Here is a 25,515-nt window from a genome sequence, read left to right as displayed (position 1 = left end):
TCTAGGAGCAGTTATGTCTAACTTAAAAGTGAAAGTCCAAAGTTTTGGGCGTTTCTTATCAAATATGGTGATGCCTAATATCGGGGCTTTCATCGCTTGGGGTTTTATTACCGCATTATTTATTCCGACCGGTTGGTTACCAAATGAGAGTTTGGGTAAACTTGTCGGTCCAATGATTACCTATTTACTACCGCTTTTAATTGGTTATAGCGGTGGTCGTTTAGCTGGTGGCGAACGTGGTGCGGTTGTAGGTGCAATTACTACAATGGGTATCATTGTCGGTTCTGAAATTCCAATGTTCTTAGGTGCAATGATTGTTGGTCCGCTTGGCGGATGGGCAATTAAAACATTCGATAAAGCAATCGAAGGTAAAGTGAAAAGCGGTTTTGAGATGTTAGTGAATAACTTCTCTGCCGGTATTATCGGTATGTTGTTAGCACTCCTTTCATTTAGCTTTATCGGCGGTGTGGTGACTTCACTTTCAGATTTATTAGCGGCTGGTGTAAGAGCATTAGTGGATGCTAACTTACTTGCGTTAACCTCTGTGATTGTTGAGCCGGCGAAAATCTTATTCTTAAATAACGCCATCAACCACGGTATCTTCTCACCGCTTGGTATTCAAGAATCTTCAGAATTAGGTAAATCGATCTTCTTCTTAATTGAAGCGAATCCGGGTCCGGGTTTAGGTATTTTGATTGCTTATATGTTATTTGGTAAAGGTTCTGCAAAAAATACCGCAAGTTCTGCATCAATCATTCATTTCTTCGGTGGTATTCACGAAATTTACTTCCCGTATGTATTAATGAATCCTCGCTTAATCCTTGCAGTAATTGCGGGTGGTGCAACAGGCGTATTAACTAATACATTATTAGGCGGCGGTTTAGTATCTCCGGCTTCTCCGGGTTCAATCATTGCGGTATTAGCAATGGCTCCATCAGGTGCACACTTAGCGGTAATCGCTTCAGTAATCCTTTCATGTGCAGTTACCTTTGTCATTGCTTCTGTGTTACTTAAAATGCAAAAAGACGAAGGTTCTGAAGATGCGTTAGAAAACGCACAAGCGGAAATGGCGGCAATGAAAGCACAAAGCAAAGGCGGTGCAGTTGCAGCGGTTTCAGGTGATTTCAGTAACGTACGTAAAATCTATGTATCTTGCGATGCGGGCATGGGTTCAAGTGCAATGGGTGCAAGTATGTTACGTAAAAAAGTACAAGCAGCCGGTTTAAACATTGAGGTACAAAATATTGCGATCAATGATTTACCGCAAGATGCACAATTAGTGGTGACACATAAAGACTTAACCGCTCGTGCACAAAAACAAGTGCCGACCGCACAGCATTTATCCTTAAATAATTTCTTAGACGGTGTATTCTATGACAGCCTCGTGGCAAAATTGAATACGAATACTGAGTCGGCGGAAAAAGTGGCGTCAGTAGAAACTGCTCCACAAGAAGAAGCAGCAAGTACCGGTTTAAATGTAACCGAAGCACAAATCTTCTTAAATTTAACCGCTCGTACGAAAGAAGAAGCGATTCAATTTGCCGGTGAGCAATTAGTGAAATTAGGTTTTGCAGAAGAAGATTATGTTCCGGCAATGTTTGAACGTGAACAGCAAGTTTCCACTTACTTAGGCGAAGGAATTGCTGTACCGCACGGTACGATTGCGGCGAAAGATAAAGTATTAAAAACCGGTATCGTGTTCTGCCAATATCGTGAAGGTGTGCGTTTTACGGATGAAGAAGACGGTGTGGCGAAATTAGTTATCGGTATCGCAGCACGTAATAACGAACATATCCAAGTTGTAAGTGCGATCACTAATGCGTTAGATGACGAGAAAACCATGGAAATTCTCACGCTAACTGATGATCCGCAAAAAGTATTGCGCTTATTAAAAGGCGAGTAATTTAACTTCCCCCACGTAAGTGGGGGATTTTCGCTTGCAAGTGGTCAAATTTTTCAAATATTTTACAAATTAAAGAGGAACATAGAATGAACGCATTACATTTTGGTGCAGGTAATATCGGTCGTGGTTTTATCGGTAAATTATTGTCGGATTCCGGTGTTTTTGTCACTTTTGCTGACATCAACCAAACTCAGATTGATCAAATTAACCAAAATAAACAATACGGTGTAAAAATCGTAGGCGATGCGAGCCGTGTTGAAGTGGTAAAAAATATTGCGGCGATTAACTCAAAAGATGAAGCGGCAGTTATCGAACAAGTAAAAAGCGTTGAGTTGATTACGACTGCGGTTGGTCCGAATGTTTTAGGCTTTATCGCACCATTGTTTGCGAAAGCGTTAGCAGCTCGTTTAGAAGCAGGTAATACTCAGCCGTTAAATATTATTGCTTGTGAAAATATGGTGCGTGGAACAAGTTTCTTTAAAGCAAAAATCTTTGAAAATTTAACCGCTTCTCAACAGGCGGAAATTGAAAAATTTGTCGGCTTTGTGGATTCGGCAGTCGATAGAATCGTACCGCCGGCAGAGTTAAACGAAGCGGATCCGTTAGAAGTGACGGTAGAAGAGTTTAGCGAATGGATTGTGGATAAAACCCAATTCAAAGGTCAAATTCCGGATATTAAAGGTATGGAATTAACTGATAATTTAATGGCATTTGTTGAGCGTAAATTATTTACGTTAAATACTGGTCATTTAATTTCTGCTTATTTAGGTAAACAAGCCGGTGTGAAATGGATTAAAGAAGCAATTGCTATCGATAGCGTGAAAGCGGCAGTAAAAGCAACTATGGAAGAAAGCGGTGCGGTATTAATTAAACGTTATAGTTTTGACCCACAAGCACACGCCGCTTATATTGAAAAAATCTTAAAACGTTTTGCAAATCCGTACTTAAATGATGATGTAAACCGTGTAGGTCGTGAACCAATTCGTAAACTTAGCCCGAATGATCGTTTAATTAAACCGCTGTTAGGCACGTTAGAATACGGTTTACCGCATAAAAACCTCGTCAATGGTGTGGTTATGGCTCTACAATATCGTAATGAAGAAGACCCGCAAGCGGTCGAATTAGCACAATTTATTGCAGATAACGGAGTTGCTGCGGCAGTTGAGAAATATACTGGTTTAACCAACCAAGACGTTATTAATCAAGTTGTTGCGTTATATAACTAATGCCATATTCAGATAATTTTATCGAACAATTAAGTGAAGTTCCCTCTTTACGAGGGTTCTTCGCCCTTTCAGTAAATCAGTTTGCACAAAATATTGAACGACTTATTCAACGTGTGTTTCGAAAAACCGATTTCGCTTTAAAATCGGTAGTCGATTCTTTGTTTGAGCATCAAGGGCCGCTTGCTGAATTAAATGTTCGTTTAAAGTTATTATTAGGTCTAGGTGTGATTTCTGCACCGGTGTTTGAAGATATTTCACTTTTTATTGAAGTGAAGCAACAACTAAGTGATGAGGTAGAAGAATTACCGTTTTCTCATCCTGCGATCATACAATTCGCTCGAGATTTACATCATATTGATTTAAGCCCGGTGTCGGATGTATTGAAGTTTTCTGCGAATGTAGAGAATAAAGATTCAATGCTATTTCAGATGCAACAGATACGATTGGAACGGATTATGCGTTCCAGTTTGATTCTTGCCATTACGGAAATTAACGAAAAACTCGATGTAGAAAGCCCCTTATAAGGGGCTTTTTTGTTGCATAATAAGCGGTATAATTTGCCGATTTTTTTACAATTAGAGAATATTATGCAAACCCTTCAGCAATTTTTACCTTCCTTTATGCAATATCCTTTATTTTGGGTATTGGCAATTCTTGCCATCGCTGTCTTTTTGTTTATTCAAAACAAATTACGAATGGACGTTATCGCCCTATTGGTAATGTTAGCCTTTAGTTTAACCGGTATTTTAACTACAAAAGAAGCATTAGCCGGCTTTGGTGATCCGAATGTGATTTTACTGGCGTTACTTTATATCATTGGTGATGCTTTGGCTCGTACCGGTGTCGCAAATCAAATGAGTGATTGGTTATTAAGAGTTGCAGGTGCGAGCGAAGCAAAAGTATTAGCTTTATTGATGTTGAGTATCGGCACGTTAGGTGCATTTATGAGTTCAACCGGTATTGTCGCAATTTTTATCCCGGTCACGCTTGCAATTTGTGCCAGTATGAATATTTCTCCCAGTCGTTTTATGATGCCGCTTGCCGTTGCCGGCTTGATTAGCGGTATGATGACTTTAATTGCAACCGCTCCAAATTTAGTGACGCACGCTGAATTGGTCAAGGCCGGGTTTGAAGGATTCGGCTTTTTTAGCTTTACCCCGATTGGTGCGGTGGTTTTGTTACTCGGGATTGTTTATATGCTCATTGCTCGCCGTTGGTTAGGTAATAATGCTTCGGTCGTTTCAAATAATAATGAAGAGTCAATGGCACAATTTATTGATGAATATAAGCTACATGGACGTGCCAAAATGGTTATCTTGCCACAGGATTCTACTTTTGTAGGTAAGACAATAGATGAGTTAAATCTGCGATCAATTTACCATTTAAATATTATTGCGATTCAGCGTTATAAAAATTTCCGCAATATTACGCTTGCCGCTTTTGGAAAAGACCAATTACAGAAAAAAGATATTCTATTAATGGATATTGGGGTGGATGAAGACAGATTTTCTGAATTATGTCAGGAATTTAAATTGCAGCCGATTGAGTTAAAAGGCGAATATTTCTCTACACAAGCAAAATCAGTCGGTATGGCAGAACTTGGTGTGATGCCGGAAACCGAAACAATCGGTAAAACGGTAGATTCGTTAAATTTCCGTTCCAGTTTCGGTTTAAGTGTGGTGGGGATTAAACGAGATACACAGATTCTGCAAAATAATCTGTTAACTGAAACGATTCGATCCGGTGATATTTTGCTTGTCATGGGCGTATGGCAAAAAATTACAACGATGGTACAGAGCCGTAAGGATTTCTTTTTAATTGGTATGCCGAAAGAAAGTAAGCAAGTTGTGCCGGCAGCCAGTCAAGCACCTTATGCGATTTTATCGTTAGTTGTGATGATCGGCTTGATGATTAGCGGTGTGGTTCCTAATGTGATTGCGGCATTTATTGCGTGTTTGATGTTAGGAGCATTTCGTTGTATTGATATGAAATCTGCCTATGAGTCGATTCACTTTCCGACTTTAATTCTGGTGATCGGAATGATGCCGTTTTCGTTAGCGATGCAAAAAACCGGCGGCGTAAGTTTAATGGTAGAGGAATTTATTGCCATTACCGGCGGTTCAAGTACGCCTTATCCGTTAATTTTAATGGGACTGTTTGCGTTGACAGCTATCGTTGGTTTATTTATTTCAACCAGTGCTACGGCGATTTTAATGGCACCGATAGCGATAGAAGTGGCAAATCAATTAGGCTATTCGCCGACCGCTTTAGTGATGGTGGTTGCAATCGCTTCATCGGCGGCATTTATGACCCCAATTTCGCCGGTGAACTCAATGATCGTGTCTTTAGGTAACTACCGCTTTAGTGATTTCTTAAAAATCGGTTTACCTTTCACGTTAATTACGATGATCGTTACTGCCTTTTTAGTGCCTATTTTATTCTAATTTTTCCTTGCCGATAAAGCGGTCATTTTTTGTAACAAAATAGCAAAAGAAGACCGCTTTCTTGTTTTCTCTTTGTCTAAAGCAATCGTTTTCGCCTATTATTTCATATTTATTAATAGTTAATTAACTAAATATGTACTTATCATTAATAATGATTACTTTATAATATCAGTCAAGTATTAAGAGAGAAACAGAGATATTCGAGGAATCTAATGAAATTGACATTTAAGCAGATATTTTTATCGCTATTTTTGGGCGTTGCCCTGAGTGTTGTTGCAAGTTTACCGGTAATTGGGAATGTAGAAGCAAAGCAAGCACAACAAGAAAAAGTGATTGATGCGTATGAACAATTAAATCATGCCTTAATTCATCCTAATTTTACAACGTTACAAAGCCTATTATCAGATGATTTTGAGTTAGTGACATTAAAAAACGATACGATGAGCAAACAAGAATGGATTAAAAACATTCAAAAAGGTGGTATGAAGTATGGAATGATTACTGAGTCGAAAATCAAGTCTAAAGGTTATGACGAGTTATTGGTTACCGCCAAAGTTTCCGGCGATATGTGGGATAACCAAGGTCATTGGAACGTGAAATTTGATATTGATACCAAACAGAACGGCGATAAATTACAAATCACTAAAATTGTCGTCAAACCGGTAGAAGCGTAAATAAGTTGATTTAAAAACCGTGTTCACCTTGGCGGTCATTTTTTGCAAGTTTGTTGCAAGATTTGACCGCTTTTTTTATGGCTAAGCGTAACGTTTTTGCATAATTTCAGTTAACACATCAAATACCTTTAATACTCTTAACGAGGTCACTGCTTGATAAGGTCGATAGACATAAAGTTGCCATTTTTCAAATTGTGCTTCAGGGAACAATTGGATCAGTTGACCACTTTCAAGATAAGGTTTACATACCATATTCCCAATATGGGCAATAGTTCTGCCAGCTAGTACAGCTTGTAATTCGCTATAAAGATCGGTAGTAATAAATCCGAGTTTTTGTGGAACAAGCACAGTGTCTTCATTAATATAAATATCCCAAGGATGTCCCGTTGTGGTATTAATTAGACTACTCATCGGGAAATTTTTACGCAGATCATCAAGGCTTTTCGGCACCCCCCAGCGTGCAATAAAATCGGGTGAGGCAACAAAAATATCATGTATTTCGGAAAGCGGTCTTACGATAAAGTTCGGATCCGGTTCTCGACTTGCTCGGATACCAATGTCAATGCGATGTTTGACATTATCTAAACGGGCGGTATCGACCCGCCAATCAATCACAAGGTCCGGATAAGGTTCTAAAGCTTTTAATAATTCAAACAAAATTTCATCTTGATCTCGCAGTTTCGGCAGCGTAATGCGTACAATACCTGCCATTTCATCTTGTTGTTTTTTACCTAAATTAAATAACTTTTCACTATCGTCCAATAGATGTTTTGCGTGTAGCAAAAATTCTTCACCAAAATTAGTCAATACGATATTTCGGGTTGTGCGTTTGAATAGTTGTTCGCCTAATTCAATTTCCAGCTCATTGATTACTCGAGTAATAACTGGTGGGGAAACCGCCAGTTGGTTAGCCGCTTCTCGGAAATTTAATGTTTGTGCAGCAGTACAAAAATATTTCAAAGCATCAAGTTTATTTAACATATTATTTCAAGGGAATTTAACTTTTTCTTTATGATTATTTATTTTATAGAAATAATCAGAATTTGGGTAATAAAAACGGTCTTATTCGATTTACTTTGAGGAAAATAAATGGAATAAGACCGCTTGTCTTTAGGGGCGAAAAAATATTCGTTATGAGGAGCATTATCTTATCACATTACATTTCTTTTATCTTAAGCTATCAGATTAATAGCGTAACTGATAGACATTTAAAATGTGACTGGGATAACGTACTAATAGACTGTAATTTATCGAAAAAAGTTCCAGTATATAGAGTAAGAATTATTTTATAATTTAAAATATTAAGTGCTTTCATAATATTTATTTATTTTGAGGATAAGAAAAACTATTGTAAACTGATTGCGATTTGATATAAATTCGGCTAATAACAATAAATTTCTTAATAAGAATTTATTTAAAATCAAGTGCTTATGCAAACAATAAGAAATGTACATAAAGTGTACTTTATAAAAAATACAGGAAGAAAAATGAAGTTAATTAAAACCTCCTTGACAGGGATTGGGCAAATCTTTTTGCAAGAAAATGGTTTGTCCGGTTTGATAATTGTCATTGCAATGTTTTTTAGCCATTGGACGCTCGGCGTGTCCTGTTTTCTCGGTGCCTTACTCGGTACATTATTCGCATCCTTTCTTCACTATCCCACAGAACAAATCAAACAAGGCCTTTACGGTTTCAACGCCAGTCTCGCTTTTATGTGCGTGATGTTTACTTTTGGTGAACTTGACGCTTCCAACCCGATAATTTGGCTTCTCGGTATCTGTTCTTCCCTATTTGCAACCGTATTAATGCGTGAATTTACCAAACGAGGCAAAGTTGCTTTTACTTTTCCATTTGTGCTTGCCAGTTGGGTGTTTTGTTGGGGTGTTTCTTCTTTTGAATTATTGGATTTAACCCAAACTACGCCGGCATTAAGTGACTACACTAATACAATTGATGCGATGCGTTCACCGTTTTATGCTTGGGCGGAAGTGAATTTTGGTTCGAGTGCGATTACCGGTGGTTTATTATTTTTGGCGATTGCGATTAGTTCTCCGATTGCGGCAATGTACGGCTTGGCGGCGGCAGCAATAGGATCAACCTTTGCTTATCATTTACTTGGTGTGGATCAGAACAGCCTTGCCAATGGGATTTATGGCTTCTCACCAATTTTAGTAGCTTGTGCCTTTGCCGGTACAAGACGAAGAAATTTTGCTTATGTGATTTTCGGCGTATTACTTGCGGTCTTGATCCAGTTTAGTGTTGCTAAAATGGGGATTCCGACTTATACGATTGGTTTTATTGTCGCAAGTTGGTGCTTGCTCACGATAAAATCTAAACTGGATAAAGCCGCTTTTGATAAAAATAAATTAGTCAGATTGCTTAATCCTTAGTAAGCGGTCTATTTTTAAAAAAATCTAACAAAGTCTGAGAGAAAAAGAAGGTACAAAATGCATTTAACTTCAAGAGAACAAGAAAAACTGATGTTGTTTCTTGCCGGAGAGCTGGCGGCAAAACGCAAAGCTCGTGGTGTGAAATTAAATTATCCGGAGGCAATCGCTTATATTGCCAGCCATTTGCAAGAGGCTGCTCGTGACGGTATGTCGGTGGCGGAAGTAATGCAATACGGTGCAACGTTACTGACGGTGGATGATGTGATGGAAGGTATTGCGGAAATGGTGCACGAAGTGCAAATCGAAGCGACGTTCCCGGACGGCACCAAATTAGTGACGGTGCATAATCCAATTCGTTAGTTTTTGCGTAGGGACGAACTGTGTTCGCCCTAATGTGCGAATTGTTAAAGGCGAACTGTGTTCGCCCCTACATAATAAAAAGAAAAGGAATAAAAAATGATCCCTGGAGAATACCAATTAGCAGACGGTGATGTACAAGTGAATGTGGGTCGCAAAACCGTCAAATTAGAAGTAGTCAATACAGGCGACCGCCCGATTCAAGTCGGTTCGCACTACCATTTTTTTGAAACCAATAACGCCCTAAAATTCGACCGCTTGCAGGCTCGCGGTATGCGTTTAAATGTACCGTCAGGCAATGCGGTGCGTTTTGAACCTGGTGAAGCGAAAGAAGTGGAACTGGTTGAGTTTGGTGGTAATAAAGTGATTTACGGTTTCCATAACGAAATCGACGGCAAATTATAGGGAGTAAGAAAATGGCATTAACAATCCCACGCAGTCAGTATGTAGCGACTTACGGTCCGACAGTCGGTGATAAAGTCCGTTTAGGCGACACCGATTTATGGGCGACAATTGAACAAGATTTGTTAACCAAAGGTGATGAGTGTAAATTCGGCGGCGGTAAATCGGTACGTGACGGTATGGCACAATCCAGTACCGCTACCCGTGATAATCCGAATGTATTAGATTTTGCTCTCACTAACGTGATGATTATTGACGCAAAATTAGGCATTATCAAAGCGGATATTGGGGTTCGTGACGGACGCATTGTCGGCATTGGTCAGGCGGGTAATCCGGATACGATGGATAATGTCACGCCAAATATGATTATCGGCGCAAGTACCGAAGTGCATAACGGTGCGCATTTAATTGCAACCGCCGGCGGTATTGATACCCACATTCATTGGATTTGTCCGCAACAAGCACAACATGCGATCGAAAACGGCATTACCACCATGATTGGTGGAGGTTCTGGCCCGGCGGACGGCACGCACGCCACCACTTGTACACCGGGTAAATTCAACATTGCGAGAATGTTCCAAGCCTGTGAATCCTTACCGGTTAATATCGGCTTTTTCGGAAAAGGTAACTGTTCTACGCTTGAACCGCTTAAAGAGCAAGTGGTTGCCGGTGCATTAGGTTTAAAAATTCACGAAGACTGGGGTGCAACACCGGCGGTAATTGATGCAGCGTTAAAAGTGGCGGACGAGATGGACGTACAAGTAGCAATCCACACTGATACGCTCAACGAAAGTGGTTTCTTAGAAGACACAATGAAAGCGATTAACGGACGTGTGATTCACACTTTCCACACCGAAGGTGCCGGCGGCGGTCATGCACCGGATATTATTAAAGCGGCGATGTACCCGAACGTATTACCGGCTTCAACCAATCCAACCCGCCCATTTACTGTGAATACGATTGACGAGCATTTGGATATGCTGATGGTTTGCCACCATTTAGATAAACGTGTGCCGGAAGATGTCGCATTTGCCGATAGCCGTATCCGTCCTGAAACCATTGCCGCAGAAGATATTCTGCACGATATGGGCGTGTTTTCAATTATGAGTTCAGACAGTCAAGCAATGGGACGTGTTGGCGAAGTGGTTACTCGTACGTGGCAAACAGCGGATAAAATGAAAGAACAACGTGGTGCATTGGGCGATGAGGGTAACGACAACTTCCGCATTAAACGTTATATTGCGAAATATACCATCAACCCAGCAATCGCTCACGGTATCAGCCAATACGTTGGCTCGCTTGAAGTGGGTAAACTGGCGGATATCGTACTATGGAAACCGCAATTCTTCGGCGTAAAACCGGAATTTGTAATGAAAAAAGGTTTTATCAGCTTTGCGAAAATGGGCGACCCGAACGCTTCAATCCCAACGCCACAACCGGTATTCTACCGCCCAATGTTTGGGGCAAATGCGAAAGCGAATACTGAAAGTGCAGTTTATTTCGTTTCCCAAGCGAGTGTAGAGGCGGATATCAAAACCCAATATGGTATCCAGAAAGATACTTTAGCGGTAAAAGGCTGTCGTGATGTAGGCAAAAAAGATCTCGTTCACAATAACGCCACCCCTGAAATTACTGTAGATCCGGAACGCTACGAAGTACGTGTGGACGGCGAACATATTACTTGTGAACCTGCGACCAAAGTACCGCTTGCACAGCGTTATTTCTTGTTCTAAGTAAATGGACGCACGCAGTGCGTCCCTACTTCATTCTCAATTCAGCGTGATTGGTAGGGACGCAATGCTTGCGTCCCAAACTCAAAAGGAGAACCTATGAAACTCTGGTATTCCACCACTAGCCCTTTTGTGCGTAAAGTGTTAGTCACATTAAAACATCAACAATTAGAAGCTAAAACCGAACTATTAAAGATTAGTTCAGCATTTGATCCAAATTCACCACACAACCAAGACAATCCGCTTGGACGTGTACCCGCTCTACAACGTAATTGCGGAAATTGGTTATTCGGTAGCCAGTTGATTTGCGAATATCTCGATCAAAAAGGCGACCAACCGAAATTATTCCCGGAAAGCGGTAAACCACGCTGGGCGGCATTAGCGTTACATAACATTGCGGACGGTATTTTAGAAAACACCGTTCCGATTATTGCTGAACGTATGCTTCGCCCTGAAAATGAATGGTGGACAAGTCGCCAAGAACAGTTAATGGATCGTAATATTCGCTCATTACCACAGCTTGAAAAAGCGATTGAACCATTCGGCACAGAGCTAAATATCGGCACAATTACTGCAGTTTGCTTAATTGATTGGTTGCAGTTCCGTGCCGAAAAACTTGGTTACGATCTTGCAAAACATCACCCGAATTTGACCGCTTGGGCGGAACAAATGAATGACAAATATGTAGTGTTGGCAGAGACAAAACCTAGGGTGTGATATTTTTTATATGACCTAATGTTTTGACGATTGTTTGAAATCATTGAGGAATGATAACTGTTCATTATTTCAGTATAATGATTAAATTATATTACTTAAAAGGAGAACTTGTATGGATCAACAATTACAAACATTAAAATTATCGCTAGAAGCATTAGTGCAGCGTATTGATCAAGATAATATTGAGTATTGGTTTGCTCGCGATTTACAACCTTATTTGGGGTATAGCCGTTGGGAAAACTTTAAACTTACGATTTTAAGAGCAATGGAGGCTTGTGAAACTAGTGGTTTCCCTGTGTCAGACCATTTTCGTGGCATCACGAAAATGGTTAAATTGGGTAGTGGTAGTCAGAGAAAAATTGAAGATTTTATGCTGACTCGTTACGCTTGTTATTTACTTGCACAAAATGGAGATCCTCGTAAGCCTGAGATCGCCTTTGCTCAGAGTTATTTTGCTGTACAGACTCGTAAGCAAGAAGTAATAGAAGAGCGAATGAAGTTGCAGGTTCGTATTGAAGCAAGAGAGCGTTTGCGGGAATCTGAAAAAATACTTTCAAAAAACTTATATGAAAGAGGTGTTGATGATGCCGGCTTTGGTCGTATTCGTTCGAAGGGTGATCAGGCGTTATTTGGTGGTTTTACTACCAAAGCAATGAAAGAAAAATATGGGATTGTTCCTAATAGAGCGTTAGCAGATTTTTTACCGACATTAACTATTGCAGCGAAAAATCTTGCAACAGAAATAACAAATCATAATACCTTGCAAGATGATTTACAAGGCGAAACGGCTATTTCTGATGAGCATGTGCAGAATAATAAAACTATTCGAGAAATGCTGGGGCAACGCGGAATAAAACCAGAAAGTTTACCAGCAGAACCCGATTTACAAAAACTTGAAAGAAAAGTGAAGTCTGAAGATAAGAAACTAGCGAAACACGTGAAAAGTTTACCTAAAGAGAACTAAAATTATTATGCAAATCCTTAACCCAATCCTCCCAGTAATGGAAGATATTTTAGGTAATCTTGCCGAGCTAAAAGCCTCAGGCAAAATTATCAATCAACAAATCGACACCGTTGAATTGCAATGGTATGAAAGTGAACGCAATATATTGCGTAAAACGTCGAAATCAGGACGTGAAGTGGCGTTTCGTTTGCTGAAAGAAGGGCAACGTTTGAAGCATGATGATGTAGTTTTTGTGAGCGAGAGCCTAGTGATTACGATTGAAATCGTGCCAAGCGAAGTGATTGTGCTTTCGCCGAAAACCTTGCCTGAGATGGCTCGTGCTTGCTATGAAATCGGTAATAAACATTCGCCATTATTTTTAGATGGTGATGAAGTCACGCTGCCGTACGACAAACCGATGTTTGAATGGCTACAAGCGGCCGGATTTGAACCGAAAAAAGCAGAACGCCGTTTAAGCCAAGCGTTGCGAGCAAATTCCGCGCAGGGACACGGACATTCGCACAGTCATAGCCATTCGCACGATCATCACGGCTATCATCATCACGGAGACGGAAATTGGCACAAGCACTAGATTTCGCCCGAATGGGGCAACTTGGGGCGTTATTGCACTTGGTCGATCCCACATTGCCGATTGGTGGTTTTAACCACTCAAACGGCTTAGAAACCTTTGTGCAACAAGGCAAAGTGAACAGTCGAGCCAGCCTTGAAGAATACGTGCAAACTCAGCTGATGCAGAACTGGATTTACAATGACGGGGCGTATTTGTCGTTAGCATTTGATGCAATGGCAAACCACGATTTAGGCCGATTGTTGCAACTAGATCAAGAACTTGCTGCCAGTAAAATCGCTCGTGAGAGTCGAGAGGGCAGTTATAAATTAGGTGTACGATTGCTGAAGATTTTTATTCGTTATGAAAATCACCCGTTACTGAGCGAATTTCAACAGGCAATCAGTGAAAAACGTTGTCAGGGTTATTTCCCGATTGTGTTTGCGATGGTAGCGCAAGCGATGAATCTCGACAAAGCCGAAACACTCTATGCGTTCTACTACAATGCGGCAGTCGGAGTGGTGACTAACGGCGTGAAACTGGTGCCGTTAAGCCAAATGGACGGGCAAGATATTTTATTTGCACTACGCACACCACTTGCACAAGCGGTCGAAAATAGCCTAAATCCTGATCCTGAGTGGCTCGGTGCGGCAACGCTGGCAAGCGATATCCGCTCAATGCAACACGAACAGCTTTATACAAGACTTTATATGTCTTAATTTGAATAATAGGAAAACCAATGCGTAAATATATCAAAATTGGGGTGGCAGGCCCTGTGGGTGCGGGAAAAACTGCATTAATCGAACGTTTAACCCGTGAAATTGCAAGCAAATACAGCGTGGCGGTAATCACAAACGACATTTACACCCAAGAAGATGCGGAGTTTTTAACGAAAAACAGTTTGCTTCCACCTGAACGCATTATGGGGGTGGAAACCGGAGGTTGCCCACATACGGCGATTCGTGAAGACGCTTCAATGAACCTTGAAGCGGTGGACGAAATGGTGGCTCGTTTCCCTGAAGTTGAGCTGATTTTTATTGAATCAGGCGGCGATAACCTTTCAGCAACCTTTAGCCCGGATTTAGCGGATGTAACCATTTTCGTAATTGACGTGGCACAAGGCGAGAAAATTCCACGTAAAGGTGGACCGGGTATCACACGTTCAGACCTGTTAGTGATTAATAAAACCGACTTAGCACCTTTTGTGGGAGCGGATTTAAGCGTGATGGAGCGTGATGCTCGCCGTATGCGTAACGGTCAGCCGTTTATTTTCACTAACTTGATGAAAAACGAAAACCTTGATGGCGTGATCGGTTGGATCGAAAAATACGCATTGTTAAAAAATATTGAAGATCCGGTATCTTTAGTTTGTTAATTTTCAAAAAATAATCGCTTGAACATCGCACAAATCTCCCCTCTCCCCTCTTTACTAAAGAGGGGAACATATTAGAGAGAGATTTGGCGATCTCCATTTTCTCTAGTTTCTCTCCCCTCTTTTGTAAAGAGGGGAGAGGGGGAGATTTAAAAAAATAGACTGCAAAATGCAAAGCAAACTTTTACTCTCAACAAAATTAACCTCACAGGGCAAAACGCAGCTCGATCAATATTTTGTATCGCCGCCGTTTAAGGTTATGACTTTACCAGTTTATGATGATGCTTGGCAAAGCGGCTTGAATGCGATGCAGATGTCGTCCTCACCAGGATTACTGGCAGGCGATCTGCTTGATATTGAGATTTCGTTGGCGGATGATACTTCTCTTTCATTGAACACGCAGGCGTTTACCCGTGTGCAATCAATGAATGATGGCGATTATGCCACGCAAAAAACGTGCATAAAATTGGGCAAAAATAGCCGCTTGTTTTATCTTCCGCATCCGTTGGTGCTGCATAAAGACAGCGGATTTAAGCAAACTACCGAAATTGAGATGGGTGAGCAGTCTGAGCTGATTTACGGTGAGATTGTGGCGATTGGGCGTGTGCTAAACGGCGAGCGATTTGCCTTCCGTCATTTTGCGTCCTATTTGCGGATTTCTCATCAAAATCGACCGCTTGTGACCGACCGTATTCAGTGGCTGCCGGCAAAAATAGCATTAACCTCATTGAGCCAAATGGAAGATTTTTCGCATCAGGGATCATTAACCTATATCAACTTGGCAAAAACGGCTTTAGAAATAAAAGCAATCGTGAACGAATTACAAGAGTCAATGTCCGAACAAAAAGAGATGCTAATTGGCGTATCTCAGTTAAATGACGGCGGATTAATGGTTCGAGTGCTTGCACATCGAGCAGATATCATTCAACATTTATTTGAGCGGATTGGGCAAGTTTTAAAAGCTCAGTCCAATATTGTTTAATTTAGGAGAGCAATTATGATCGCAGTTTATGCAGTATGTCATGTAAAAGCGGATAAAATCGCAGAATTTGAAGCATTAGCACAAAACTTAATTCGTGCTTCACTTAACGACCAAGGTTGTATTTCTTACGGCTGTGGTGCGGTACAAGGTCAGCCGAATGTTTATACTTTTGTAGAGCAATGGCAATCGCAACAAGATTTAGCCTTACACGCTCAACAGGCACATTTTATTGATGCCGGTGCTAAATTTGCTGAGTTATTAAGTCAACCGATAGAGATTAACATTGTAGATTTACTGTAATTTAAAACAGGCGGTCGTATTTTCACGAGAATTTACGACCGTTTGTTTTTTGATGAAGACGGAACTTCTGAGCCATTTAATGTACAAATAGGCACTTAGTTGGCTAAGATATTTATCTTTACTCTTATTGGAGAAACTCTATGGATTTCAGCAAAATTTTAAATCAAGTGCTAAGCGTTGCCCAAGAATCGGCAAAAAATGCAATGAACGGCAATACCACAACCGATAAAGTCGCCAAAATTGGTGGCGGTGCGGCGGCAATCGGCATTCTTTCGATGATCTTCGGTCGTAACGGCGGTTCTAGCTTAGCGAAATTAGGGTCATTGGCGGCAATCGGTAGTCTTGCTTATCAGGCTTACCAAAAATATCAGCAAAACCAAACACAGGCTGCACCAGTGAGTGAAGAAAATTTTGCGGTGACAGAACAAAATGCTCAGGCAAGTAGCCAAGTGATTTTACAAGCGATGATTGCAGCCGCAGCGTCTGACGGTGCGATTTCTGATGAAGAAAGACAAGCGATTTTAGGCGAAGCAGGTCAAGATCCGGAAATCCAACAATGGATTGAACAAGCGATGTACCAACCGGCAACCGTACAACAAATTGCCGCACAAGTCGGTAACAACCCGGCATTAGCGGCGCAAGTTTATTTAGCCGCTCGAGTGGTGTGTGCCGATTTAGCTCGCAAAGAAATAGTGTTCCTTGCCGACCTTGCCGAAGCACTCGGTTTAGACGATGCGTTAGTAGAACAACTGGAACAACAAGCTGGTTTTTAATTAAGTGAGAAAAAGCCTTTAAGTAATATACTTAAAGGCTTTTGTGTTACAAGCTAGGTTCATCAATGATTTGCAGTAACTGTAAACGCCGAGAGTAATTTTTTAAGACAAGTTCTTGGTGTGCCAACGGCATAAAGGAATGCTGATAAACACTTTCGACTATCGCCTTTTCTTTTAGTATTTGCGGTAGTAATTTTTTTAATATTACATTTCGATTTAACCCAATGTTTTCGCCAAATTCAATAAAATCTTGTCCGATATATTCACCGTATTGTGTAGTAAAGCCATGGGCGAGTTCTTTGTTTCCTTCCTCTTTAGCAAGCAAGGGTAAAGCTAAAATTGTTCCTTCAAATATCGCTTTATAGGGTACAACGGAAACATAGTCGTAAATCGGAGCGAGCTTTGCTTCCCCCGTTTTGGAGTAAATCAGAGAGAAGTTGCGTAGGTGTAAATCATTATTGCCTAGTAAATAGGCATAAACAATCCGTCTAAATAACTCCTGTTGTTGAGCGAGATTATTTTCGGTATGTTTTAAGATAAATTTAACCGCTTGTTCATAGCTAATATATTGCTCGTTATCGCTTCCTATCTTACCGTATTTTTCCGTAACGCTCATTGCGCCATCTAACTGTTCTTGATGAATAGGCTTATTATCATTTGTGCGATCAAAACGTTTAATGACAAAGGCATATTCCGTTTGTTCCGAGGTTGCTTGGAACGGAATTAAACCATTCTCCGGCACAATAAATCCTAATTTAGCCATAAGCTGCATCGTTGCGTGTTCATTTTCCGCTAAAAATGGATAATCCTCGGGAGAAGGTTTTAAGATATAAGTACCTTGTTGAGCAATACTTTGAAATTGCTTTTCGTGAATTACTAATTGAATTTTAGGTTGATAACCGGAAATACTCATTCCTTGCTGTTTACGAGGCTCTACCGTACTGAAATCTTGACGATTGAATGGTAAAACCGGAATAAAGTCAGCTTGTCCGGTTAAATAGAGCAATCCCTTTTGACTGTATCCTGATTTTTGTTCTGTATCAGTAAGTGGTGTGAGCAGCACTTTGCAATTTTGCATTATTCCTCCCGCTTAATCGTGATTGCACCAAGCATATTTTCCCCATTATTGAGTAATAACCCGAATTGATCCTGTTCATCGATTTTTTGTAAGACGTTATATTTTGCTTTGAGCCAACCCTCAGGAATTAATGAGGCAAAATAAGGAAACAATTGTTCTGAACGAAAGTGTTGTTGCGTGACCGGCAAACTAAGCGACAGCGGAATACCGACATAATCTTTAAAATAAGAAAAATGAAATCCCATATCATCTTGGTAAAGATACCCGACCGGTTCATCATATAAAAAAACTTTTGCCGAACGTTTTATACGGCGCATAATGAAACTCCTAATGTTTTGGCAACAAGTAACACGGTGGAAAATCTCACTTGGCTTGGATCTTGAAACAATCGTTTTAATGTTGATGATGAAATATTGGTTTGTAATTCCAATGTGTATAAATCAATATTTAACGCTTTACGTTTTTGGTTAAGTTGTTGCCCGAAAGCGGTCAAATCTTCGATTTTTCCTTCAATTAACTGCTGCTTTTTAGCCTGTTCATACACTAATAGTTGTTTTTGCAACGTTTTTAATGCATCAATTTGTTCTTCTAATAGTAAATTTATATCTGTCATAGCTTATATGTAAACCATTTTTGTTTAATTTAACTTTAAAAGTATCATATTTGAGTTTTTTAATAAAATAAAGATCTTTTTTAACCCATAACGGATAATATTATACATTTATAGTTCATATATGATGATTCAAGTATGTTGCTTAACAATCTATTTAGTATTAAAGTATTCATATGATTAACTAAAATTTATAGGGGTTTTTATGAAATCAGATAAACCGGTTGAATGTGTGGGTTGTAATACTTTTGATGTCGGCTCAATCATTGATAACAGTGAACGAGATGCGAAATTTGAAAAAGTGTATGAAACACAAGCGGAAGCAGAACAAGCACTTGTGAAATTAACCCAAAAAGCTCGTGATACGGAAAGCGAACCGTGTGAAATCACCAGCGAAATTAAAGCGGTAGAAGGTGGTTTTTTACTGGACGCGAATTTCCGTTTTAGTTGCCAAGCGGAAGTGGTAATTTTCCAATTAGGTACACGTGCAATCTAAATTGTAGTTATTTGAAAAGCGGTTGGATTTTGCTAGAAATTTGCAAAAAATAAGCAAAATCCAACCGCTTTTGTTTTCGGAGAAATTTATGAACTCTTGGGTTTTATTGGGCTTTGCGATTGTCATTGAAGTGATTGGCAGTAATTGCATTAAGGCAAGCGAAGGTTTTAGCAAACCGCTACCGACCGTAGTGGCAATTGGCGCTTTTGTGATAGCGTTATATTTATTATCGGTGATTACCAAGACGTTGCCGATTGGTATTGTGTATGCGGTATGGTCTGGAGTTGGTATCGTACTGACCGCCATAGTGGCGTATTTCGCTTTCGGACAAAAACCGGATTTGGCAGGCTTTATCGGTATGGGAATGATTATTGCCGGCGTGTTAGTGATTAACCTGTTCTCAAAAGCATCCGCTTAGTGATAAGTTTAAAATTGACTTATCGAGAGTTTTCTTTATAATCAAACAAGAGTGCGACAGACTGTATGTAATACAGACACTCCACAACCACAATGGTGGTCGAGGCAAAGCCCGGTAATGGTGCTCTGGATACTCAAATCATTTATTTGTATTTGAGCGAACCCCTCCTCGTGAGGGGTTTGTTATTTAGGAGTTGGGATAGATTTATTTTTTAGTAAATTATTCGCGATTTTAAAAAATCCTATCGGTTTGAGTTTTTCCCTTTTCGGTATCGGATAAGCACTTGTGATATGTAATCTGAGTTTACGTTTAAACCGATAAGCAACAAAAGTGACTTTATAAAAAATAGCTTGCTTTGTCTGTTGATCAATCATTTCAATGGTTGCAAAATTATCATATCCTGCAAAACCAATATAACTTTCCGGTAATTTTTGTATAATTTGAGGAAGATGCTTTGATAATTTATATCTTTCTTCACAAAAAGGTCTGCTTTCTCTCTCTGTGTTATACATTAACGCTAATTTTTCCTCCTCTGTTTGTTCCGGATAATCTTTTGTAAAGCAGTGCATAGAATAAGTGATATAAAATTTATAACAGATCGCTTTATGGTCTTTTAACGCAGGCTGTATATATTCCATAATACAAGCATCTAAATGAGATAAATCATATATCTGATTACCATATATAAAAGGTTTGAAATGTTTTTGTTTATCTAATTCCATTTTGAACCAACCTCTTGCATCCGTTCAAATAGTGCGAGATAGCGTTGATCTTTCTCTTTTGTTTTATATATTGACTGAATGACAGTAAAGGGATTGAGTAATAAAATGTATTGGAAGTCTCCTTTAGTGCCAGATTTGGTAGTAATAAAACCAAGATCTTCTAAAAGTTTAATGCGTGATTGCCATGTTGTAACAGCTCTCTGTCCACTAAAGCCAGCCTCGTATGCTAAAATTTCTTTGTCCGTAACATTAATAAATCCTTCATCATTTGTTCTACACCATAAACTCGTATATGTTTGAGAAAGTGGTTTTCCTGTTCCTGCTAAAGCATCTAAAATTCGATTAATTTGAGGTAATGCTCTAGGGATTGTACTGAATCCATCGTGTTTAGTTCTATTCCATCTTGAGTATTCCTCTAACTTATTCCCCCATAATTCTGTCATGAACTCACGATTTCTTTCTGCATAAGTTTTTCTTCTCTGTCTTTCTGCTTTTACTGTCATATTAACTCCTTATGTTCAGTTTTATAATTGAATGATACAATAAAGTGCTTATTTTTCAATGAGTTATGTATAATTTTGCACTTTGCTATTAAGTGATAAATATAACTGTATTTTATTTAAGTTTCGATATATTTAGCAACTAACCTTTTTAGTTGTAATATATATTACATGAGTAGATTATTTTTTCCTTCTTATTCAATAAGTTATAAATTATTGAGGGTGCTGAATGTGCTAAGTGTGCTAATAGTACTATAGGTGCTTATGTGCTGATTGGGTTAGATTGTTAAGGAAGGGAATAAAGGGTTCTAAATAGCGGTTGTTTTTCATCCTAGTTTTTGAAAATTTATTAAAAATCAACCGCTTGTTTTCGATTAAGGCTGCTCACCTGCTAACGCACGAGGGAATAAATTATTATTTTCTAAATCAACGTGCGCATCTAAATCGGCGGCAAATTCTTGTAAGCCTTGATATAGATTACGCCAAGATGTGCAAGCGCCTTCAGGCGGAGTAAAGTTATTGGTCAGTTTTTGCATTTCTTCGACATCATTACCGGCTTCATCGTGTTCATCTTCCATCACGGAAATCGGTGCTGCCGCCATTTTTCCTCTACCGGCTTTAATCAATGGGAATAGAATTTGTTCTTCCTTCATCATATGATTCACTAAATCCGCATAAACTTTACGAATAAGTTCCGCTAAACCTTTCGGGCAATCAGCACTATCTGCGTGAACGGATTCCACTTTTTCCGCCAATTCAATCAGGATCGGTAATTGGTTGCGATGTGTATCGTGAAAACGAGGGATAATAAAATCAATAATTTCACCAAGCGGGGCAGTACGCCAATCTTTATCAGTTAAAACAGACATCGTAAACTCCTAATAATATAGTTGATTAAATTAGTAGGAATTATAAATTTGGATATTTAGTGGCTCTATAATCAAGACGGGGTAGCGGTTAGACTTAAATCAAAAAGTTCTTACTTATTTAAGTAAGAACTTCTTTTACGATATATCGTCGGTAAAAAATTGACTAATTTTGACCGCTTGTCAGCTTTCTGAGCAATGCTAATTCACGTTCAAGGCTTTCGATTAACTTATCTTTTTGTGCCATTAACTCTTCTTTATGCACTAATAACTGTTGTAATTTTTCGATTTCTTGGTTGTTTCTATTATGACCGACCGTTAAAAAGTTATTGGAATTACTATAATCATTATCTGTATTATGAAAGAAAATCTGCCCTTCCTCTCCGTAAGACAATAATTCGCAAATATCCATATCAAACACTTCAGAAATTTGTTCTAAACGAGGTAAATTGGAACGCACTTCGCCTCGCTCGATTTTGGCATAACCGGTTACCGACATACCTAATTTATCTGCCATGACTTCTTGGGAAAGATGATGATTTTCTCGTAAATGGCGGATTTTCTCATTAATTTTCATAATTGCCCTTTTAAGGTAGGTTACCTTGCTTAACAAGGTAATAGACTGTAATCAATAGTCTATGGTCTGTTTTATGGCACTAGTATAAATTAGAACAGCTTTAATTTTAAGCATATTATTTTATGAGGTGTCCTTTATGTCTATTAAACGTATTTCTATTGCCACCGCAATTTTACTCAGTTTAACTGCTTGTGGGAGCAGTGGCGGCGGTTCAAGTAATGTAACAAAACCAGTTTCAAAAGTACAACAAACGGTACAAACAGCTAAATCTAAAGTAGAGCAAGACGCTAAGGCAAAAGCAGAAGCAGCTGCTAAAGCTAAGGCTAAAGCGGAGCAAGAAGCAAAAGCACGAGCTGAAGCAGAGGCAAAAGCCAAAGCGGAGCAAGAAGCAAAAGCACGAGCTGAAGCAGAGGCAAAAGCCAAAGCGGAGCAAGAAGCAAAAGCACGAGCTGAAGCAGAGGCAAAAGCCAAAGCGGAGCAAGAAGCAAAAGCACGAGCTGAAGCAGAGGCAAAAGCTAAAGCGGAGCAAGAAGCAAAAGCACGAGCTGAAGCAGAGGCAAAAGCCAAAGCGGAGCAAGAAGCAAAAGCACGAGCTGAAGCAGAGGCAAAAGCCAAAGCGGAGCAAGAAGCAAAAGCACGAGCTGAAGCAGAGGCAAAAGCTAAAGCGGAGCAAGAAGCAAAAGCACGAGCTGAAGCAGAGGCAAAAGCCAAAGCGGAGCAAGAAGCAAAAGCACGAGCTGAAGCAGAGGCAAAAGCTAAAGCGGAGCAAGAAGCAAAAGCACGAGCTGAAGCAGAGGCAAAAGCCAAAGCGGAGCAAGAAGCAAAAGCACGAGCTGAAGCAGAGGCAAAAGCCAAAGCGGAGCAAGAAGCAAAAGCACGAGCTGAAGCAGAGGCAAAAGCCAAAGCGGAGCAAGAAGCAAAAGCACGAGCTGAGGCAGAGGCAAAAGCTAAAGCGGAGCAAGAAGCGAAAGCACGAGCTGAAGCAGAGGCAAAAGCTAAAGCAGAACAAGAAGCAAGAGAGAAAGCTGAAGCAGAAGCTAGAGCGAAAGAAGAAGCTCGTATTGCACAAAAAATGAAAGATCTTATTGCCTTTGTAAAAGGAAAAGGCTTATCCGATAGTGATGCTAAAGATTTTGCTGAACAAAATGTCGATCTTTCTAATGGTCAAGAGCAACCTGCACTAGATAATTTCCTTAAAGAAAAAGTACTTGCAGAAGCGGAAAGACTTAAAGGCATCTCTAATAGCTCTTATCCAGTAGATTCATTAACAAGTAAAACATCGGCGTCATCTGGTGGCACAGAGAATAGATTGACCAATGAACAGCGTACTCACCAAGTTATCTATAATCAGTCCTATTCTGCGGTATTAGGTAATTATGCAGGCTCTGTATCTTATAACAATTCTACTGGTTATATTTTTAATGATAATCGTGATACGGCTATTCAAGTAAAAGGTCTTCGCACGGAAGAAAATGCATTGCCATTGCAAGGTAGTGCAACTTATTCCGGTAAAGCCTTTAATGGCACGATTGTTGGTTATTCTGATCCTGACGCACCAATTGAAGGTAAATTATCTTATAACGTAAACTTTGCTGATAAAACAGGGTCGGGTTCAATTACTGGATTAGGTAATGATATTACGCTCGAACAAGGTAGTATCAACGGAACCGGTATTTCTGCTACAGCAACGCAAAGTTATAAATCTGGGGAATATTCTCTTGGTTTCTATGGCAAAAATGCTGAAGAAGTGAGTGGTAAAGTATCATTTGATGGAAAAGACGTAGTCGGCTTCGGCGGTACACGTGGCGAAATCAAAAAATAGTTTTTAACTATTTCATATAATGGTAGGGACACACGGCGTGTGTCCGTATTTGACGGTTGCATTTGCAAAATTTTGTACAAATTTAACCGCTTACGGGCGTACACAGTGTGTCCCTGCAGATATAACACACTTCTAATAAAATCTAATGAAATCAATACCTTTTATCTTTTTTATACTTCCCTCAACTCTGTTAGCAGAAACCCTTTCCACGCCTAAGCCACTCTTTTTTGAGGATAAATCCGATCATCTAAAACCGGCGGAATTTGCAAAAAACTCACCGAATTTAACCGCTGATCCCCCGATATTTACACCAACCGAACAAGCGAATTTGGATCAAACGATTACTGCTTTATTAGTGAATAGACAGTGGCAAGCCCTAAAACCAGCATTGGAGTATTATGCTAAACAGGCGAACTTCGATCCGATTTTATATCGCTATGCGAAAGGAGCAATGTTGCGTGCGGAACAAGATTATGACGGGGCGATCGAGCTTTACCAACAAATTTTACAGGCTCAACCGCAGTTAGCTTATCCACGTTTCGATTTGGGTGTGATGTTGTTTGAAAATAAACAATATCGTGAAGCGAAACAGCAATTAAACCAAGCAAGAAAATCTCTTGATCCGCAAATGCAGCCGTTAGTTGAACGTTATTTGCAAGCAATGGCAGAGCGTCAAAATTGGCAACCGGATGCAGAATTGCAATATACACAAACCGATAATGTAAATAACGCTTCAAGCGAACGAGAAGTGGAAATCGGTGGTTTACGATTCTTAAAAAATGAGGATTCTTTACCGCAAAAAGCTCACGGTTTTCGTTACGGTTTGGGAGCAAGTAGAGAAATAAATCTAAGCGGCAATCATTTTGTAGCATTTGAAGGACGATTTAGTGGTGTGCATTATTGGGATAACCAAGATTACAGCGAAAAATCGTTATACGGTTCATTCGGTTATCGTAAACATTCTGCATTGCAATCTTGGGGCATTTTGCCGTTCTTTGAACAAAACTGGCTCGCTTCGCCACGTTACAGCCAAAATTACGGTGCAAATATTGAGTTTCGCCGTCAGCTTAACCGCCAATGGTCATTTTCCGCCAATTTTAACCATACACAGAAACGCTATGCCGATGAAAATATTGCACAACGTTATAATGGTTATATCAATGGCTTATCGGCTTCGTTAAGCTATACCGTCAATCCGAATTGGGTGGTGTTCAGTGGGGTAGAGTTGAGTAAAGATCGCACGAGAGATAAGGCAGAAACGTCTATTCGTAAAGGAATTAATCTTGGTACGCTAGTGCGTTATGGCGATGTTGTGAGCCGAGTCAGTTTGCGTTATATAAAGCGTGATTTCTTAGCGGATAACTTCTATTTCCCGAAAAAGCGACTGGATGATGAATATAGTGTAAATGCTAGTTTGTGGCATAACCAAATTCAATGGCAAGGTTTTGTTCCAAAATTAAATTATCGTTATCGTAAAATTGACAGCAATATTTCCGCTTTTTATAGCCGATCGGGAAGTGAATGGTTTATGACGGTAGAGAAGAGTTGGTAGCTTGTAAGCCGTTTTTGCTAAGAAAACAACAAAAAATCGCTAACGATGATGTGAGAGTTCTCTCTCGTATCATTAAATATTTATATGAAGAAA

29 protein-coding genes are annotated in these 25,515 nt (G+C 39.8%); 21 read left to right on the top strand and 8 right to left on the bottom strand.

All coding sequences use genetic code 11. From position 1 onward, the window contains the following. Window positions 1-13 precede the first annotated feature (13 nt). The 5 genes from NYR60_RS07415 to NYR60_RS07395 all read left to right on the top strand — a co-directional run bounded on the left by NYR60_RS07415 (window position 14) and on the right by NYR60_RS07395 (window position 6,247). Window positions 14-1,903, top strand: a complete 1,890-nt coding sequence (locus NYR60_RS07415) for a PTS mannitol transporter subunit IICBA (protein ID WP_279466462.1) — start codon at window positions 14-16, stop codon at window positions 1,901-1,903. Between the two features lie 86 nt (window positions 1,904-1,989). Then, window positions 1,990-3,129: a mannitol-1-phosphate 5-dehydrogenase gene (locus NYR60_RS07410; RefSeq protein WP_279466461.1), complete on the top strand. Its 1,140-nt coding sequence runs from the start codon at window positions 1,990-1,992 to the stop codon at window positions 3,127-3,129. Further along, a complete protein-coding gene (locus tag NYR60_RS07405) occupies window positions 3,129-3,653 on the top strand; it encodes an MltR family transcriptional regulator (RefSeq protein WP_279466459.1) in 525 nt (174 codons plus the stop codon). Before NYR60_RS07410 ends, NYR60_RS07405 begins: the two co-directional genes overlap by 1 nt. Window positions 3,654-3,716: 63 nt before the next feature. Then, on the top strand, window positions 3,717-5,573 hold the full coding sequence (locus NYR60_RS07400; protein WP_279466458.1) for an SLC13 family permease: 1,857 nt from the start codon (window positions 3,717-3,719) through the stop codon (window positions 5,571-5,573). Window positions 5,574-5,785: 212 nt separating this feature from the next. After that, window positions 5,786-6,247, top strand: coding sequence for a nuclear transport factor 2 family protein (locus tag NYR60_RS07395; protein ID WP_279466457.1), 462 nt, complete (start codon window positions 5,786-5,788; stop codon window positions 6,245-6,247). Between the two features lie 81 nt (window positions 6,248-6,328). On the opposite strand, the gene NYR60_RS07390 is transcribed toward NYR60_RS07395, so the two are convergent. Continuing rightward, window positions 6,329-7,228 (bottom strand): LysR family transcriptional regulator, encoded by a 900-nt coding sequence (locus tag NYR60_RS07390; RefSeq protein ID WP_279466455.1) that lies wholly within the window; start codon window positions 7,226-7,228, stop codon window positions 6,329-6,331. Window positions 7,229-7,734: 506 nt separating this feature from the next. Between NYR60_RS07390 and NYR60_RS07385 the strand changes: the two genes are divergently transcribed. The 12 genes from NYR60_RS07385 to NYR60_RS07330 all read left to right on the top strand — a co-directional run bounded on the left by NYR60_RS07385 (window position 7,735) and on the right by NYR60_RS07330 (window position 16,781). Beyond that, entirely contained in the window at window positions 7,735-8,637 is a 903-nt protein-coding gene (locus NYR60_RS07385; RefSeq protein ID WP_279466452.1) for an urea transporter, read from the top strand. 57 nt (window positions 8,638-8,694) lie between these two features. After that, the gene (gene ureA / locus NYR60_RS07380) at window positions 8,695-8,997 is read left to right on the top strand and encodes an urease subunit gamma (RefSeq protein ID WP_005599005.1); all 303 of its coding nucleotides are present in this window, start codon (window positions 8,695-8,697) and stop codon (window positions 8,995-8,997) included. Between the two features lie 96 nt (window positions 8,998-9,093). After that, on the top strand, window positions 9,094-9,399 hold the full coding sequence (gene ureB / locus NYR60_RS07375) for an urease subunit beta (protein WP_279466450.1): 306 nt from the start codon (window positions 9,094-9,096) through the stop codon (window positions 9,397-9,399). An 11-nt stretch (window positions 9,400-9,410) separates the two neighbouring features. Continuing rightward, window positions 9,411-11,129 (top strand): urease subunit alpha, encoded by a 1,719-nt coding sequence (gene ureC / locus NYR60_RS07370; RefSeq protein ID WP_279466449.1) that lies wholly within the window; start codon window positions 9,411-9,413, stop codon window positions 11,127-11,129. A gap of 96 nt (window positions 11,130-11,225) precedes the next feature. After that, a complete protein-coding gene (locus NYR60_RS07365; protein ID WP_279466447.1) occupies window positions 11,226-11,843 on the top strand; it encodes a glutathione S-transferase in 618 nt (205 codons plus the stop codon). 112 nt (window positions 11,844-11,955) lie between these two features. Continuing rightward, on the top strand, window positions 11,956-12,807 hold the full coding sequence (gene dinD, locus NYR60_RS07360; RefSeq protein ID WP_279466446.1) for a DNA damage-inducible protein D: 852 nt from the start codon (window positions 11,956-11,958) through the stop codon (window positions 12,805-12,807). Window positions 12,808-12,814: 7 nt separating this feature from the next. After that, window positions 12,815-13,378: an urease accessory protein UreE gene (ureE, locus tag NYR60_RS07355; protein ID WP_279466445.1), complete on the top strand. Its 564-nt coding sequence runs from the start codon at window positions 12,815-12,817 to the stop codon at window positions 13,376-13,378. Between the two features lie 11 nt (window positions 13,379-13,389). Continuing rightward, window positions 13,390-14,073 (top strand): urease accessory protein UreF, encoded by a 684-nt coding sequence (locus tag NYR60_RS07350; RefSeq protein WP_279439193.1) that lies wholly within the window; start codon window positions 13,390-13,392, stop codon window positions 14,071-14,073. A gap of 20 nt (window positions 14,074-14,093) precedes the next feature. Then, window positions 14,094-14,729 carry an urease accessory protein UreG gene (gene ureG, locus NYR60_RS07345; protein ID WP_279466442.1) on the top strand — a complete coding sequence of 212 codons (636 nt, stop codon included), beginning with the start codon at window positions 14,094-14,096 and terminating at the stop codon, window positions 14,727-14,729. 166 nt (window positions 14,730-14,895) lie between these two features. Then, on the top strand, window positions 14,896-15,708 hold the full coding sequence (locus NYR60_RS07340; protein WP_279466441.1) for an urease accessory protein UreD: 813 nt from the start codon (window positions 14,896-14,898) through the stop codon (window positions 15,706-15,708). Between the two features lie 15 nt (window positions 15,709-15,723). Then, on the top strand, window positions 15,724-16,008 hold the full coding sequence (locus tag NYR60_RS07335; protein ID WP_279466439.1) for a putative quinol monooxygenase: 285 nt from the start codon (window positions 15,724-15,726) through the stop codon (window positions 16,006-16,008). 140 nt (window positions 16,009-16,148) lie between these two features. Next, the gene (locus NYR60_RS07330) at window positions 16,149-16,781 is read left to right on the top strand and encodes a tellurite resistance TerB family protein (protein WP_279466437.1); all 633 of its coding nucleotides are present in this window, start codon (window positions 16,149-16,151) and stop codon (window positions 16,779-16,781) included. Between the two features lie 46 nt (window positions 16,782-16,827). Here the strand turns inward: NYR60_RS07330 and NYR60_RS07325 are convergent, their stop codons facing one another. From NYR60_RS07325 to NYR60_RS07315, 3 genes are read right to left on the bottom strand one after another with little or no spacing between them, the layout of a single operon-like run. After that, window positions 16,828-17,859: a type II toxin-antitoxin system HipA family toxin gene (locus NYR60_RS07325; protein WP_279466436.1), complete on the bottom strand. Its 1,032-nt coding sequence runs from the start codon at window positions 17,857-17,859 to the stop codon at window positions 16,828-16,830. Continuing rightward, window positions 17,859-18,176, bottom strand: coding sequence for a HipA N-terminal domain-containing protein (locus tag NYR60_RS07320; protein ID WP_279466435.1), 318 nt, complete (start codon window positions 18,174-18,176; stop codon window positions 17,859-17,861). Before NYR60_RS07320 ends, NYR60_RS07325 begins: the two co-directional genes overlap by 1 nt. Beyond that, window positions 18,164-18,472 (bottom strand): helix-turn-helix transcriptional regulator, encoded by a 309-nt coding sequence (locus NYR60_RS07315; RefSeq protein ID WP_279457169.1) that lies wholly within the window; start codon window positions 18,470-18,472, stop codon window positions 18,164-18,166. The genes NYR60_RS07320 and NYR60_RS07315 overlap by 13 nt, the downstream gene beginning before the upstream one ends. A gap of 202 nt (window positions 18,473-18,674) precedes the next feature. Between NYR60_RS07315 and NYR60_RS07310 the strand changes: the two genes are divergently transcribed. Both NYR60_RS07310 and NYR60_RS07305 read left to right on the top strand, forming a co-directional pair. Then, window positions 18,675-18,965: a YfcZ/YiiS family protein gene (locus tag NYR60_RS07310; RefSeq protein ID WP_005602339.1), complete on the top strand. Its 291-nt coding sequence runs from the start codon at window positions 18,675-18,677 to the stop codon at window positions 18,963-18,965. Between the two features lie 88 nt (window positions 18,966-19,053). Next, a complete protein-coding gene (locus NYR60_RS07305) occupies window positions 19,054-19,383 on the top strand; it encodes a DMT family transporter (RefSeq protein ID WP_279466433.1) in 330 nt (109 codons plus the stop codon). Window positions 19,384-19,565: 182 nt separating this feature from the next. Here NYR60_RS07305 and NYR60_RS07300 read toward each other — a convergent pair whose 3' ends face one another. From NYR60_RS07300 to NYR60_RS07285, 4 genes are all read right to left on the bottom strand, one after another. Beyond that, window positions 19,566-20,105 (bottom strand): stationary phase growth adaptation protein, encoded by a 540-nt coding sequence (locus tag NYR60_RS07300; protein ID WP_279466431.1) that lies wholly within the window; start codon window positions 20,103-20,105, stop codon window positions 19,566-19,568. Further along, on the bottom strand, window positions 20,096-20,608 hold the full coding sequence (locus NYR60_RS07295; protein WP_279466430.1) for a hypothetical protein: 513 nt from the start codon (window positions 20,606-20,608) through the stop codon (window positions 20,096-20,098). The genes NYR60_RS07300 and NYR60_RS07295 overlap by 10 nt, the downstream gene beginning before the upstream one ends. Before the next feature lie 371 nt (window positions 20,609-20,979). Further along, window positions 20,980-21,474, bottom strand: coding sequence for a hemerythrin domain-containing protein (locus NYR60_RS07290; protein ID WP_279466429.1), 495 nt, complete (start codon window positions 21,472-21,474; stop codon window positions 20,980-20,982). Window positions 21,475-21,637: 163 nt separating this feature from the next. After that, window positions 21,638-22,048 (bottom strand): helix-turn-helix domain-containing protein, encoded by a 411-nt coding sequence (locus NYR60_RS07285; RefSeq protein ID WP_279466427.1) that lies wholly within the window; start codon window positions 22,046-22,048, stop codon window positions 21,638-21,640. A 136-nt stretch (window positions 22,049-22,184) separates the two neighbouring features. On the opposite strand from NYR60_RS07285, the gene NYR60_RS07280 reads away from it, so the two are divergent. Together NYR60_RS07280 and NYR60_RS07275 are read left to right on the top strand one after the other, a co-directional pair. Continuing rightward, window positions 22,185-23,870 carry a Slam-dependent surface lipoprotein gene (locus NYR60_RS07280; protein ID WP_279466425.1) on the top strand — a complete coding sequence of 562 codons (1,686 nt, stop codon included), beginning with the start codon at window positions 22,185-22,187 and terminating at the stop codon, window positions 23,868-23,870. 145 nt (window positions 23,871-24,015) lie between these two features. Next, entirely contained in the window at window positions 24,016-25,422 is a 1,407-nt protein-coding gene (locus tag NYR60_RS07275; protein WP_431831741.1) for a surface lipoprotein assembly modifier, read from the top strand. Window positions 25,423-25,515: the final 93 nt, after the last annotated feature.

Origin of the sequence: Actinobacillus genomosp. 2 (assembly GCF_029773605.1) — a bacterium.
Taxonomy (GTDB): Bacteria; Pseudomonadota; Gammaproteobacteria; order Enterobacterales; family Pasteurellaceae; genus Actinobacillus.
This window is presented reverse-complemented; position numbering and strand designations above follow the sequence as displayed.